Source organism: Pseudomonas cichorii (genome assembly GCF_015471405.1).
In the GTDB taxonomy this organism is placed as follows: domain Bacteria; phylum Pseudomonadota; class Gammaproteobacteria; order Pseudomonadales; family Pseudomonadaceae; genus Aquipseudomonas; species Aquipseudomonas serbiensis.
In genome coordinates this window covers 17781-32933 of the sequence record NZ_BLVZ01000020.1, presented here as the reverse complement: position 1 = coordinate 32933, position 15153 = coordinate 17781, and the positions used below count along the sequence as shown (strand labels likewise).

At 57.0% G+C, this 15153-nt stretch carries 10 protein-coding genes; 9 read left to right on the top strand and 1 reads right to left on the bottom strand.

Annotation, left to right across the window (positions count from 1 at the left end; translation table 11 throughout):
- Positions 1 to 2: 2 nt before the first annotated feature.
- The 8 genes from sdhA (at position 3) to brnQ (ending at position 12479) form a co-directional block, all read left to right on the top strand.
- Entirely contained in the window at positions 3 to 1775 is a 1773-nt protein-coding gene (gene sdhA, locus JL015_RS25300) for a succinate dehydrogenase flavoprotein subunit (RefSeq protein WP_201002545.1), read from the top strand.
- Positions 1776 to 1786: 11 nt separating this feature from the next.
- On the top strand, positions 1787 to 2491 hold the full coding sequence (locus tag JL015_RS25295; RefSeq protein ID WP_117164259.1) for a succinate dehydrogenase iron-sulfur subunit: 705 nt from the start codon (positions 1787 to 1789) through the stop codon (positions 2489 to 2491).
- Between the two features lie 259 nt (positions 2492 to 2750).
- Positions 2751 to 5582, top strand: a complete 2832-nt coding sequence (locus JL015_RS25290; protein ID WP_201002543.1) for a 2-oxoglutarate dehydrogenase E1 component — start codon at positions 2751 to 2753, stop codon at positions 5580 to 5582.
- Positions 5583 to 5623: 41 nt separating this feature from the next.
- Positions 5624 to 6850, top strand: a complete 1227-nt coding sequence (gene odhB, locus JL015_RS25285) for a 2-oxoglutarate dehydrogenase complex dihydrolipoyllysine-residue succinyltransferase (protein ID WP_201020402.1) — start codon at positions 5624 to 5626, stop codon at positions 6848 to 6850.
- Positions 6851 to 7024: 174 nt separating this feature from the next.
- Positions 7025 to 8461, top strand: a complete 1437-nt coding sequence (gene lpdA, locus JL015_RS25280; protein ID WP_201002539.1) for a dihydrolipoyl dehydrogenase — start codon at positions 7025 to 7027, stop codon at positions 8459 to 8461.
- 209 nt (positions 8462 to 8670) lie between these two features.
- The gene (sucC, locus tag JL015_RS25275; protein ID WP_201002537.1) at positions 8671 to 9837 is read left to right on the top strand and encodes an ADP-forming succinate--CoA ligase subunit beta; all 1167 of its coding nucleotides are present in this window, start codon (positions 8671 to 8673) and stop codon (positions 9835 to 9837) included.
- Entirely contained in the window at positions 9837 to 10721 is an 885-nt protein-coding gene (gene sucD, locus JL015_RS25270; RefSeq protein WP_025260628.1) for a succinate--CoA ligase subunit alpha, read from the top strand. The genes sucC and sucD overlap by 1 nt, the downstream gene beginning before the upstream one ends.
- 444 nt (positions 10722 to 11165) lie before the next feature.
- Complete coding sequence (gene brnQ / locus JL015_RS25265; protein WP_201002535.1) at positions 11166 to 12479, top strand: branched-chain amino acid transport system II carrier protein; 1314 nt, start codon at positions 11166 to 11168, stop codon at positions 12477 to 12479.
- Between the two features lie 108 nt (positions 12480 to 12587).
- Here the strand turns inward: brnQ and JL015_RS25260 are convergent, their stop codons facing one another.
- Entirely contained in the window at positions 12588 to 12839 is a 252-nt protein-coding gene (locus tag JL015_RS25260; RefSeq protein ID WP_201020401.1) for a hypothetical protein, read from the bottom strand.
- Positions 12840 to 13205: 366 nt separating this feature from the next.
- Between JL015_RS25260 and htpG the strand changes: the two genes are divergently transcribed.
- Entirely contained in the window at positions 13206 to 15113 is a 1908-nt protein-coding gene (gene htpG / locus JL015_RS25255; RefSeq protein WP_201020400.1) for a molecular chaperone HtpG, read from the top strand.
- Positions 15114 to 15153 lie beyond the last annotated feature (40 nt).

The following is a 15153-nucleotide window of genomic DNA, read 5'->3' as shown; positions in this document are numbered from 1 at the left end:
TCATGGCTAACACAAATACACTTTCCTTCGACGCCATCATCATCGGTGGCGGCGGCGCTGGCATGCGCGCTGCCTTGCAACTGGCTCAGGGTGGTCACAAGACCGCTGTTGTCACCAAGGTATTCCCGACTCGCTCGCACACCGTTTCCGCACAGGGCGGCATCACTTGCGCAATCGCTTCGGCCGACCCGAACGATGACTGGCGCTGGCACATGTACGATACCGTCAAGGGTTCCGACTACATCGGTGACCAGGACGCTATCGAATACATGTGTTCCGTAGGCCCGGAAGCGGTCTTCGAGCTCGAGCACATGGGTCTGCCGTTCTCCCGCACCGAACAGGGCCGCATCTACCAGCGTCCTTTCGGCGGTCAGTCCAAGGACTTCGGTAAAGGTGGTCAGGCTGCACGTACCTGCGCCGCTGCCGACCGTACCGGCCACGCTCTGCTGCACACCCTGTATCAGGCCAACCTGAAAGCAGGCACTGTATTCCTGAACGAATACTATGCCGTGGATCTGGTGAAGAACCAGGATGGCGCCTTTGTCGGCATCATCGCTATCTGCATCGAAACAGGCGAAACCTCCTACATCCGCGCCAATGCAACCGTACTGGCAACCGGTGGTGCAGGTCGTATCTACTCGTCCACCACCAACGCCCTGATCAACACCGGTGACGGTGTCGGCATGGCTCTGCGTGCCGGTGTTCCTGTTCAGGACATCGAAATGTGGCAGTTCCACCCGACCGGTATTGCCGGCGCAGGTGTACTGGTTACCGAAGGTTGCCGTGGTGAAGGTGGTTACCTGATCAACAAGCATGGCGAGCGTTTCATGGAGCGTTATGCTCCGAACGCCAAGGACCTTGCCGGTCGTGACGTTGTTGCCCGTTCCATGGTTAAAGAGATCATCGCCGGTAACGGTTGTGGTCCGGATGGCGATCACGTGATGCTCAAGCTCGATCACTTGGGCGAAGAAGTGTTGCACAGCCGCCTGCCAGGCATCATGGAGCTGTCCAAGACTTTTGCTCACGTCGATCCTGCTCTGGCTCCGATCCCTGTCGTTCCGACCTGCCACTACATGATGGGCGGCATTGCCACCAACATTCATGGTCAGGCGATCACTCAGGACGCTGCTGGCACCGACCAGATCATTCCTGGTCTGTTCGCTGTAGGTGAAGTGGCTTGCGTATCCGTGCATGGCGCCAACCGTCTGGGCGGTAACTCGCTGCTCGACCTGGTGGTCTTCGGTCGTGCTGCCGGTCTGCACCTTGAGCAGAGCCTGCGTGAAGGCGTCGACTACCGTCGTGCTTCCGAGTCCGATGTCGATGCTGCCCTGGCGCGTCTGTCCGGCCTCAATGAGCGCACTACCGGTGAAGACGTTGCTTCGCTGCGTAAAGAGCTGCAAAGCTGCATGCAGAACTACTTCGGTGTATTCCGTACCGGCGAATACATGCAGAAGGGTATTGCTCAGCTGGCTGGTCTGCGCGAGCGCATTGCCAACGTCAAGATCAACGACAAGAGCCAGGCGTTCAACACTGCCCGTATCGAAGCGCTTGAACTGCAAAACCTGCTGGAAGTTGCCGAAGCCACGGCGATTGCCGCAGAACATCGTAAGGAATCGCGCGGCGCCCACGCCCGTGAAGACTTTGAAGATCGCGATGACGAAAACTGGTTGTGCCACACCCTGTACTTCCCGGGTGACAAGCGTGTAACCAAGCGTGCCGTGAACTTCTCGCCGAAAACTGTTCCGACTTTTGAGCCTAAGGTTCGGACTTATTAAGGGTGACCGATATGTTGCAAGTCAGTGTTTATCGTTACAACCCTGATCAGGACGCCGCGCCGTTCATGCAGGAGTTCCAGGTCGATACCGGTGGCAAGGACCTGATGGTTCTTGATGTGCTGGCCCTGGTCAAGGAACAGGATGAAGGTTTCTCGTACCGTCGCTCCTGCCGTGAAGGCGTGTGTGGTTCCGATGGCATGAACATCAACGGCAAGAACGGTCTTGCCTGCATCACTCCACTGTCTTCCGTGGTCAAGAATAACAAGCTGGTAGTGCGCCCATTGCCTGGTTTGCCGGTTATTCGTGACTTGGTAGTGGATATGAGCATCTTCTACAAGCAATACGAGAAGGTGAAGCCTTTCCTGCAGAACGACACTCCGGCTCCGGCCATCGAGCGTCTGCAATCTCCGGAAGAGCGCGAAAAGCTGGATGGTCTGTACGAGTGTATTCTGTGCGCTTGCTGCTCGACTTCCTGCCCGTCCTTCTGGTGGAATCCGGACAAGTTCCTCGGTCCGGCTGCGCTGCTGCAAGCCTATCGCTTCCTGGCTGACAGCCGTGACACCCGGACTTCCGAGCGTCTGGCTTCGCTTGATGACCCGTTCAGTGTTTTCCGCTGCCGCGGGATCATGAACTGCGTAAACGTTTGCCCGAAAGGTCTTAACCCGACCAAGGCAATCGGACACGTACGTAACATGCTTCTGCAAAGCGGCGTCTGATTTACCGCAGTACCGTAACACCGTTGCACGTAAAGTAGCCGCGGCGCAGGCTTCAACCGGCGTCGTGGCTTTAACCTGAGCAGTGGCTCGCAAGGCTGCCGCTCTTATTTTGAAGAAATGAGACCAGCAGGGGCATCCGGGCTGGTACCCGGGCTATCTGCGTGATCCTTAGTGACTTGATATGGTCGCTGCACACGACTGTTTCATGTTTGCTATGGCGTCTTCGCCGGTGGTGTCCCCTTACCGAGGGTGACCAAGCATGCAAGAAAGCGTGATGCAGCGCATGTGGAACAGTGCCCACCTATCCGGTGGTAACGCTGCCTATGTGGAAGAGCTTTATGAGCTCTACCTGCACGACCCTAACGCTGTGCCAGAAGAATGGCGCACCTACTTTCAGAAGTTGCCAGCAGACGGCAACTCTGCCACCGATGTATCGCATTCCACGATTCGCGATCATTTTGTGTTGCTGGCTAAAAACCAGCGCCGCGCTCAACCGGTATCTGCCGGGAGCGTGAGCAGCGAGCACGAGAAGAAGCAAGTTGAAGTATTGCGACTGATCCAGGCATATCGTATGCGCGGCCATCAGGTTGCTCAGCTCGATCCGCTGGGCCTGTGGCAGCGTCCTGCCCCGGCCGATCTGTCGATCAATCACTACGGCTTGACCAATGCCGATCTGGATACGACTTTCCGCGCCGGCGACCTGTTCATCGGCAAAGAGGAAGCGAGCCTACGCGAAATTCTCGAAGCGTTGCAGCAGACATATTGTCGCACCATCGGTTCGGAGTTCACGCACATCGTTGATTCCGAGCAACGCAACTGGTTCATGCAGCGTCTTGAAAGCGTGCGTGGCCGTCCTGCGTTCTCTGCTGAAATCCAGGGTCACCTGCTTGAGCGCGTCACTGCCGCTGAAGGGCTGGAAAAATACCTGGGTACCAAATATCCGGGCACCAAGCGCTTCGGTCTGGAAGGTGGCGAAAGCCTGATCCCGATGCTGGACGAACTGATCCAGCGTTCCGGTTCCTACGGCACCAAGGAAGTCGTGATCGGCATGGCCCACCGTGGCCGTCTGAACGTGCTGGTCAACACCTTCGGCAAGAACCCGCGCGAGCTGTTCGACGAGTTCGAAGGCAAGAAGAAAGTGGAGCTTGGCTCCGGTGACGTCAAATATCACCAGGGTTTCTCTTCCAACGTAATGACCGCAGGTGGCGAAGTTCACCTGGCCATGGCATTCAACCCGTCCCACCTGGAAATCGTTTCTCCGGTGGTCGAAGGGTCCGTGCGTGCGCGTCAGGATCGTCGTAACGATCCGAACGGTGACAAGGTTCTGCCGATTTCCCTCCACGGTGATGCTGCTTTCGCAGGTCAGGGTGTGGTCATGGAAACCTTCCAGATGTCGCAGACCCGCGGCTTCAAGACTGGCGGCACGATCCATATCGTCATCAACAACCAGGTTGGTTTCACCATCAGCAACCCGCTGGACTCGCGTTCCACCGAGTACGCCACCGACGTTGCCAAGATGATCCAGGCTCCGATTCTCCATGTGAATGGCGATGACCCGGAAGCCGTGGTGTTCGTGACCCAGCTGGCTATCGATTACCGCATGCAGTTCAAGCGTGACATCGTGATCGATCTGGTCTGCTACCGTCGTCGCGGTCACAACGAAGCGGACGAGCCTAGCGGCACCCAGCCGTTGATGTACCAGCAGATCACCAAGCAGCGCACGACTCGCGAGTTGTACGCCGATCAGTTGATCAAGGCCGGTGTTCTCACTGAAGAGCGTGTCCAGGCCAAGATCGATGACTATCGCAATGCGCTGGACAACGGTCAGCATGTTGTGAAAAGCCTGGTCAAGGAGCCGAACAAGGAGCTGTTCGTCGACTGGCGTCCGTATCTGGGCCATGCCTGGACTGCGCGTCACGACACTCGTTTCGACCTCAAGACCTTGCAGGAACTGTCCGCCAAGCTGATGGAGCTGCCGGAAGGCTTCGTCGTTCAGCGTCAGGTCCAGAAGATCTACGAAGACCGTCAGAAGATGCAAGCCGGCGGCCTGCCGATCAACTGGGGTTACGCTGAAACCATGGCGTACGCGACCCTGGCGTTCGAAGGTCACCCGATTCGCATGACGGGTCAGGACATCGGTCGCGGTACGTTCTCGCACCGTCACGCTGTTCTGCACAACCAGAAAGACGCAAGTACCTACATTCCTCTGAAGAACCTGTTCGCCGGTCAGCCGCGTTTTGACCTGTACGACTCGTTCCTGTCCGAAGAAGCGGTACTGGCTTACGAATACGGCTACTCGACTACCGAGCCTAACGCTCTGGTTATCTGGGAAGCCCAGTTCGGTGACTTCGCCAACGGCGCGCAAGTGGTTATCGACCAGTTCATCACCAGCGGCGAGCACAAGTGGGGCCGTCTGTGCGGTCTGACCATGCTGTTGCCTCACGGTTATGAAGGGCAGGGGCCTGAGCACTCGTCCGCACGTCTTGAGCGTTATCTGCAGCTGTGTGCCGAGCACAACATTCAGGTATGTGTGCCGACCACTCCAGCGCAGATCTACCACTTGCTGCGTCGTCAGGTGATCCGTCCGCTGCGCAAGCCGCTGATCGTGTTGACGCCAAAGTCGCTGCTGCGCCACAAGCTGGCAATCTCGACTCTGGAAGAACTGGCCGAAGGCTCGTTCCAGACAGTCATCCCGGAAGTCGATGCACTCGACCCGGCCAAGGTGACCCGTCTGGTGCTGTGTGGCGGCAAGGTCTACTACGATCTGCTGGAAAAACGCCGTGCCGAAGGCCGCGAAGACATCGCCATCGTACGTATCGAACAGCTGTATCCGTTCCCTGAAGATGATCTCATGGAAGCGATCGCGCCTTACACCAACCTGCAGAATGTAGTGTGGTGTCAGGAAGAGCCGATGAACCAGGGTGCCTGGTACAGCAGTCAACACCACTTGCGTCGCAGCATGAGCAACCACAACCGCAGCCTCGTTCTCGAGTATGCCGGTCGTGACGCTTCTGCAGCTCCCGCGTGTGGTTATGCTTCGATGCATGCCGAGCAGCAGGAAAAACTCCTGCAAGATGCCTTCACTGTTTAACGCCTTCGAGCATTAGAAACCGAATTAAGGAATTACAGATAATGGCTATCGAGATCAAAGCCCCCTCTTTCCCGGAATCCGTTGCCGACGGCACCATTTCCAAGTGGCACAAGCAACCGGGCGAAGCGGTAAAACGTGACGAGCTGCTGGTCGACATCGAGACTGACAAGGTTGTCCTCGAAGTTCTGGCCGAAGCAGACGGCGTGCTGGCATCGATCGTGAAAGGCGAGGGCGACACCGTCCTGTCCAACGAAGTGATTGCAACCCTGGACGCCGGTGCTACTGCATCTGCTGCTCCTGCCGCCGCTGCTGCGGCTCCAGCTGCTGCACCGGCACAGGCTGCTGCGTCGGCTGCTGACGAAGATGCAATTGCTGCTCCTGCCGCTCGCAAGCTGGCTGAAGAAAACGGCATCAACCTGGCCAGCGTCAAAGGCACTGGCAAGGACGGTCGTGTAACCAAGGAAGACGTGGTTGCCGCTGTAGAAGCCAAGAAATCCGCACCGGCCGCAGCTCCTGCCGCCAAGCCTGCTGCAGCCGCTGCTGCTCCTGTGCTGGCTGCCGGCGACCGCGTCGAGAAGCGTGTACCGATGACTCGCGTTCGTGCCACCGTTGCCAAGCGTCTGGTCGAAGCCCAGTCGAACATGGCGATGCTGACCACGTTCAACGAAGTGGACATGACCGAAGTCATGGCTCTGCGCGCCAAGTACAAGGACCTGTTCGAGAAGTCCCACAATGGCGTGCGCCTGGGCTTCATGTCGTTCTTCGTCAAGGCAGCTACCGAAGCGCTGAAACGCTTCCCGGCAGTCAACGCTTCGATCGACGGTGGCGACATCGTTTACCACGGTTATGCCGACGTCGGTGTTGCCGTATCCAGCGATCGTGGTCTGGTCGTACCGGTTCTGCGTAACGCCGAGCTGATGAGCCTGGCTGAAATCGAAGGCGGCATCGCCACCTTCGGCAAGAAGGCTCGTGACGGCAAGCTGTCCCTGGACGAGATGACCGGTGGTACCTTCACCATCACCAACGGTGGTACCTTCGGTTCGATGATGTCGACGCCGATCGTCAACCCGCCACAGGCCGCCATTCTGGGCATGCACAACATTCTGCAGCGTCCTATGGCGATCAATGGTCAGGTTGTGATTCGTCCGATGATGTATCTGGCTCTGTCGTACGATCACCGTTTGATCGACGGTAAAGAAGCGGTAACCTTCCTCGTTACCATCAAGAACCTGCTGGAAGATCCGGCTCGTCTGCTGCTGGATATTTGATGGCGTAGCCTCAAGCTGCAAGTCGCGAGCTTCAAACAGAAGCGCAGCGGCGTGCAGCCTGGGCTGGTATGTTGCATCTAATTAACAGGTTGCAAGCCCGCTCTGCAGAGCAGAGCGGTGCAGATCGGTTTGCAGCTTGCAGCTTGAAGCTCGCAGCTAAAAGGAATCTTTTTTATGTCCCAGAAATTCGACGTGGTAGTGATTGGCGCAGGCCCTGGCGGTTATGTTGCCGCCATCAAGGCTGCGCAACTTGGTTTCAAGACTGCCTGCATCGAGAAGTATCAGGACAAGGAAGGCAAGCTGGCCTTGGGCGGTACTTGCCTGAACGTTGGTTGCATTCCTTCCAAGGCGCTGCTGGACAGCTCCTGGAAATTCTACGAAGCCAAGAACGGCTTCGGCGTTCACGGTATCTCGACTTCGGATGTCTCCATTGACGTTCCTGCGATGGTTGGCCGCAAGTCCACTATCGTCAAGAACCTGACTGGCGGCGTTTCCAGCCTGTTCAAGGCCAACGGCGTGACCACTCTGCAAGGCCACGGCAAGCTGCTGGCTGGCAAGAAAGTCGAGCTGACCGCTGCTGACGGCACCGTTGAAATCATCGAAGCCGAGCACGTGATCCTGGCTTCCGGTTCGCGTCCGATCGACATTCCACCGGCTCCGGTCGACCAGAAAGTCATCGTCGATTCCACTGGCGCTCTGGAATTCCAGGCAGTGCCAAAGCGTCTGGGCGTGATCGGCGCTGGCGTCATCGGTCTGGAACTGGGCTCGGTATGGGCTCGTCTGGGTGCTCAGGTTACTGTTCTGGAAGCCCTGGATAAATTCATCCCGGCTGCTGACGAAGCTGTTTCCAAGGAAGCGCTGAAAACCTTCACCAAGCAAGGCCTGGACGTAAAGCTGGGCGCTCGCGTGACCGGTTCCAAGGTCAATGGCGAAGAAGTCGTGGTCAGCTACACCGACGCAACCGGCGAGCAGTCGATCACTTTCGATCGCCTGATCGTTGCTGTTGGCCGTCGTCCAGTGACCACCGACCTGCTGGCTGCCGACAGCGGTGTGGACCTGGACGAGCGTGGCTTCATCTACGTCGACGACTACTGCACCACCAGCGTACCGGGCGTTTACGCCATCGGTGACGTGGTTCGTGGTCTGATGCTGGCGCACAAGGCGTCGGAAGAGGGCATCATGGTTGTCGAGCGCATCAAGGGCCACAAGGCCCAGATGAACTACAACCTGATTCCTTCGGTTATCTACACTCACCCGGAAATCGCGTGGGTTGGTAAAACCGAGCAGACCCTGAAGAGCGAGGGCGTTGAAGTCAACGTCGGCACTTTCCCGTTTGCAGCCAGCGGCCGTGCCATGGCAGCCAACGACACCGGCGGTTTCGTCAAGGTCATCGCCGATGCCAAGACCGACCGCGTATTGGGCGTTCACGTCATTGGTCCAAGCGCTGCCGAGCTGGTACAGCAGGGCGCGATTGCAATGGAATTCGGTAGCAGTGCAGAAGACATCGGCATGATGGTCTTCTCGCACCCGACTCTGTCCGAATCGCTTCACGAAGCGGCCCTGGCAGTGAATGGCGGCGCCATCCACATCCAGAACCGTAAAAAACGCTAAGACAACAAGAGAAAACCACGACGGTCTGCCCGTCGTGAGCCTTGCGAGCAAGACTCACCGCGGAAAGTCCGTCGGACTCGAGCTCTCGGGCGGCTCCAGGGTGTTGAAGGACACCTCTGGAGTTATCCGGGAGTAGCGGTCACAGGTGGTGCGGCACACTGAATGTGCAGCACCGAATGCGCAGTACTTAAACGAAGACGGTAATAAGCATGAATCTTCACGAGTATCAGGGTAAGCAGCTGTTCGCTGAATACGGCCTGCCAGTATCCAAAGGCTACGCAGTCGACACCCCGGAAGCAGCAGCAGAAGCTTGCGACAAGATTGGTGGTACCGAGTGGGTCGTCAAGGCCCAGGTTCACGCTGGTGGTCGCGGTAAAGCGGGCGGCGTCAAGCTGGTTCGCAGCAAAGAAGACGCAGCAGCATTCGCACAGCAATGGCTGGGCAAGCGTCTGGTGACTTACCAGACCGACGCCAACGGTCAGCCAGTGACCAAGATCCTGGTTGAATCCTGCACTGACATCGCCAAAGAGCTGTACCTGGGCGCTGTAGTCGATCGTTCCAGCCGTCGTATCGTGTTCATGGCTTCCACCGAAGGTGGCGTGGACATCGAGAAGATCGCTCACGACACTCCTGAAAAGATTCTCAAGGCTACTATCGATCCACTGGTTGGCGCTCAGCCATTCCAGGGTCGTGAGCTGGCTTTCCAGCTGGGTCTGGAAGGCAAGCAGGTTGCTCAGTTCGCCAAGATCTTCACCGGTCTGGCCAAACTGTTCCAGGATCACGATCTGGCCCTGCTGGAAGTGAACCCGCTGGTGATCAAGGCTGACGGCGATCTGCACTGCCTGGACGCCAAGATCAACATCGACGCCAACGCCATGTACCGTCAGCCAAAGCTGAAGGCTTTCCACGATCCATCGCAGGATGATCCTCGTGAAGCTCACGCTGCCAAGTTCGAGCTGAACTACGTAGCGCTGGAAGGCAACATCGGTTGCATGGTCAACGGTGCCGGCCTGGCCATGGGTACCATGGACATCGTCAACCTGCACGGCGGCAAGCCAGCCAACTTCCTGGACGTTGGTGGTGGTGCTACCAAAGAGCGCGTTACCGAAGCGTTCAAGATCATCCTGTCCGACACCAATGTCGCAGCAGTACTGGTCAACATCTTCGGCGGCATCGTTCGTTGCGACATGATTGCCGAAGGCATCATCGGTGCAGTGAAAGAAGTCGGCGTTAAAATCCCGGTTGTTGTTCGCCTTGAAGGCAACAACGCTGAGCTGGGCGCTAAAGTACTGGCAGAAAGCGGTTTGAACATCATCGCGGCTACCAGCCTGACCGACGCTGCTCAACAAGTTGTCAAAGCTGCGGAGGGCAAGTAATGAGCGTTCTGATCAATAAAGACACCAAGGTTATCTGCCAGGGTTTCACTGGTTCGCAAGGTACCTTCCACTCCGAACAAGCCATTGCCTACGGCACCAAAATGGTTGGCGGCGTGACTCCAGGCAAAGGTGGCACCACTCACCTGAACCTGCCAGTGTTCAACACTGTGAAAGAAGCTGTAGCCGCTACCGGCGCTGACGCATCGGTCATCTACGTTCCGGCTCCTTTCTGCAAGGACTCCATCCTTGAAGCAGCTTTCGGCGGTATCAAGCTGATCGTCTGCATCACCGAAGGCATTCCTACCATCGACATGCTGGAAGCCAAGGTCAAGTGCGACGAGCTGGGTGTTGTCCTGATCGGCCCTAACTGCCCAGGCGTCATCACTCCGGGCGAGTGCAAGATCGGCATCATGCCAGGTCACATCCACTTGCCAGGCAAGGTAGGTATCGTGTCGCGTTCCGGCACCCTGACCTACGAAGCTGTGAAGCAGACCACTGACGCCGGTTTCGGTCAGTCCACCTGCGTCGGTATCGGTGGTGACCCGATCCCGGGCTCCAACTTCATCGATATCCTGAAACTGTTCCAGGAAGACCCGAAGACCGAAGCGATAGTCATGATCGGCGAGATCGGCGGTTCGGCTGAAGAAGAAGCGGCTGCCTACATCAAGGCAAATGTGACCAAGCCGGTTGTTTCCTACATCGCTGGTGTGACTGCTCCTCCGGGCAAGCGCATGGGCCACGCAGGTGCAATCATCTCCGGCGGTAAAGGTACTGCAGACGAGAAATTCGCTGCACTGCAAGACGCTGGCGTGAAAACCGTGCGTTCCCTGGCAGACATCGGCAAGGCCCTGGCTGAGCTGACTGGTTGGGAAGTCAAGAAGTAAGCTTCGGCTGACTGATTGATGCTTCAACAAAGGCCACCTTCGGGTGGCCTTTGTGCGTTTGGGCGGTCATACCGCCAAGTAGGAGCGGACTTGTCCGCGAGGCGGCATTCCAGGCAACGCATGTCTTTGGGATGTACCGTCCTTTTCGCGACTGAAGTCGCTCCCACGGAAAATACGTTCCTACCTGTTTGTCACATCCGGCTTTCGCGCGTTTCATGCACGAATGCGTGCTAAACCGCTACATTCAAGTGCGATTCGTCGCCGTGGCGCTCTTTTATAGTGCGTTTTATGGTCCATTTCGTTAGGCTAGCAGCCTTTTCGCGTCGTCCGTTTCCCACAAGGAAACCTGGCGCTTTACTGCCAGCCTTAAAAGGGTAGGCATAACTTCCCTGACCCTCGGGAATCCTCTCTTTTAATCCTGATTTGGCAGTGTGGTTCCCCTCGATGAAAGTGTTGAAAGGCCAGGACGTCCTGGCACTGGGTTTCATGACCTTTGCCCTGTTTGTGGGCGCCGGTAATATCATCTTCCCGCCTATCGTAGGTTTGCACGCCGGTCCCCATGTGTGGATGGCTGCGCTGGGCTTTCTTGTGACAGCTGTCGGTTTGCCTGTCATCACAATCATTGCCCTGGCCAAGGTCGGTGGCGCGATGGATGACCTGAGCAGCCCTATCGGCAAGGTGGCTGGGGGCATTCTGGCTGCGGCCTGTTATCTGGCTGTCGGTCCGTTGTTCGCGACTCCGCGTACAGCCACTGTGTCCTTTGAAGTCGGTCTGGCGCCTCTGACAGGGGAAAGCCCGCTGGCACTGTTCCTCTATAGCCTGGTTTATTTCCTCGTGGTGTTCTGGGTTTCCATGTATCCGGGCCGCCTGCTGGATACCGTCGGCCGTTTCCTGGGCCCCCTGAAAATCATCGCTTTGGCGGTGCTCGGGGTTGCAGCTTTCATGCTTCCGGCGGGTGATGTCGGTCCTGCCGAGGCAGCCTATGTGGCAGCACCTTTTTCCCAAGGCTTCATCAATGGTTACCTGACCATGGATACGCTGGGGGCGCTGGTCTTCGGTATTGTCATCGTCAATGCCATTCGTTCGCGAGGTGTTGAATCGCCACGCCTGATTACCCGCTATGCAGTCATTGCTGGCCTTATCGCTGGTGTGGGCCTGGCGCTGGTGTATATCAGCCTGTTCCGCCTGGGTGCTGACAGCCATGCAGTGGCGGCGGGTGCGACCAACGGCGCGGCAGTGCTGCATGCCTATGTGCAACATACCTCGGGTGCCTTGGGCAGTGGTTTCCTGGCAGTGCTGATTTCACTGGCTTGTCTGGTAACTGCCGTGGGCCTGACCTGTGCCTGTGCCGAGTATTTCAGCCGCGTCCTGCCACTGTCGTACAAGACTCTGGTCATCATCCTGGCGCTGTTTTCCTTGCTGGTGTCCAACCTGGGCCTGACCAGTCTGATTCAGTTCTCGATTCCGGTGCTCACAGCGATCTATCCGCCGTGCATCGTGCTGGTCGGTCTGAGCTTCTGCAAAGGGCTGTGGAACAGTCAGGGGCGTGTGATCGCGCCGGTCATGCTGGTTTCCCTGCTGTTCGGCATCATCGATGCCTTCAAGGGGGCGGGGTTTGCCGATAAGCTGCCGAGCGTACTGGCAAACCTGCCGCTGAGTGAGCAGGGGCTGGCCTGGCTGGTGCCATCGGTGATTACTTTGTTCGGTGCTGTTGTAGTTGATCGCATTGCCGGAAAGCGCAGCGAAGCGTTGGCGTGAAGTTGTAGTAAGTCAATACACTGCTGTAACGGCCGTTTTACAGTAAAACCAATAAAGCCCGTTAAATAACGGGCTTTATTATTTTCTACGAACTCTCTTGTCCCTGTCTTATTTGCTTGGCTCTGGCGCTGTGGCAGGGGTTTCGGCGGCGCGCTGTTGTGCTGCTTCCGCACTCTTCTGAGCGGCTTCCTGGCTTTCCTTGGCCGCGTCATTCACTTTTTCCTGAGCCTTCTCCATTGACTCCTGGGATTGTTGAGCTGCCTTATTGGCTTCTTGCTGGGTGTTTTCAGATTTTTTGTCGCAGGCGGCAAGACCCAATGTGGCAGAAAGCATCAAGGCATAGGCTAAAGATTTACGCATGGGGTATTTCTCCTTATTGATTATCTACGAGCCTGAGAACCCAGCCTTGTAAGTTAAGTTCCAACGGATTATCGGAATATTCAATGCGCCTGTTCCGTCGACCTTACAGGCTCGAATTCACTGTCGACGAGCCTGGATTGGCTGTCATGAACATGTGTCTTGCCAGTGAAACGCTTTGCATATGAAGGGCTTGTCCTTACCTTGCCCGAAGCTTTCGCGACGAAGCGTTTGCAGACAAGAATTGCGGTTGATGTTTTTGCGCTCTTGAAATCCTGCTCCCAGCCCCCACCTTGATGACTACCCGCTGCCACGCAGAGCTGAGTCTGGATGTGGCGGCTTATATCATCCACTTGGAGTTTGATGACCATGAGTGTGGAAACTCAAAAGGAAACCCTGGGCTTCCAGACCGAGGTAAAGCAACTGCTGCACCTCATGATCCATTCGCTGTATTCCAACAAGGAAATCTTCCTTCGCGAATTGATCTCGAACGCCTCCGACGCAGTCGACAAGTTGCGCTTTGAAGCCCTGTCCAGCCCTGAACTGCTGGAAGGTGGCGCTGAACTGAAAATTCGTGTGACCTTCGACAAGGACGCCAAGACCGTCACTCTCGAAGACAACGGCATTGGTATGAGCCGTGACGATGTGATTACCCACCTTGGGACCATCGCCAAATCCGGTACCGCAGATTTCATGAAAAACCTGTCGGGCGACCAGAAGAAGGACTCGCACCTGATCGGCCAGTTCGGTGTGGGTTTCTACTCGGCATTCATCGTTGCCGATCAGGTTGAAGTATTCAGCCGCCGTGCAGGCTTGCCTGCCAGCGAAGGCGTGCACTGGTCCTCCAAAGGCGAGGGCGAGTTTGAAGTTGCCACCATCGAAAAGGCCGAGCGCGGTACCCGTATCGTTCTGCACCTGAAAAGCGGTGAAGACGAGTTCGCCGATGGTTACCGTCTGCGCAACATCATCAAGAAGTATTCCGACCATATCGCCTTGCCGATCGAGCTGCCTAAAGAGCAGGCTCCGGCCGCTGAAGGCGAAGAGGCTCCTGAGCTTGAGTGGGAAACCGTCAACCGCGCCAGCGCGCTCTGGACACGTTCTCGCTCCGAGGTGAAGGACGAGGAATACCAAGAGTTCTACAAGCACGTTGGTCACGACTACGAGAACCCGCTGAGCTGGAGCCACAACAAGGTCGAAGGCAAGCTGGAATACACCTCGCTGCTGTATGTTCCTGCTCGTGCGCCGTTCGATCTGTATCAGCGTGAAGCACCTCGCGGGCTGAAGCTGTACGTACAGCGCGTGTTCGTCATGGATCAGGCCGAGTCCTTCCTGCCGCTGTACCTGCGCTTCATCAAGGGCGTGGTCGACTCCAACGACCTGTCGTTGAACGTCTCTCGTGAAATCCTGCAGAAAGATCCGATCATCGATTCGATGAAGTCCGCGCTGACCAAGCGCGTGCTGGACATGCTGGAGAAGCTGGCCAAGAACGAGCCTGAGCAATACAAGGGCTTCTGGAAAAACTTCGGTCAGGTGCTGAAAGAAGGCCCGGCCGAAGACTTCGCCAACAAGGAAAAAATCGCCGGCCTGCTGCGTTTCGCTTCCACGAACGATGACAGCGGCGAGCAGAGCGTTTCCCTGGCCGAATACCTGGCTCGCGCCAAGGAAGGTCAGGACAAGATCTACTACCTCACCGGTGAGTCCTACGCTCAGGTCAAGAACAGCCCGCACCTGGAAGTCTTCCGCAAGAAAGGCATCGAAGTGCTGCTGCTGACCGACCGCATCGACGAGTGGCTGATGAGCTACCTGAGCGATTTCGATGGCAAGGGTTTTGTCGATGTAGCGCGTGGTGATCTGGATCTGGGCAAACTTGATTCCGAAGAGGACAAGAAGGCTCAGGAAGAGATCGCCAAGGATAAGGAAGGTCTGATCGAGCGTCTCAAGACTGCTTTGGGCGATTCCGTCAGCGAAGTCCGTGTTTCGCACCGTCTGACCGACTCTCCGGCGATTCTGGCCATTGGTGAGCAGGATCTGGGTCTGCAGATGCGTCAGATCCTGGAAGCCAGCGGCCAGAAGGTCCCGGATTCCAAGCCGATCTTCGAGTTCAACCCGTCTCACCCTCTGATCGGCAAGCTCGATCTGGAGCAGAGTGAAGAGCGCTTCGGCGACCTGTCGCACATCCTGTTCGATCAGGCGGCACTGGCCGCTGGTGACAGCTTGAAAGACCCGGCTGCCTATGTGCGCCGTCTGAACAAGTTGCTGGTCGAACTGTCGGTTTGACAGTCGATTGAAAGAAAACCCGCTTCGGCGGGTTTTCTGA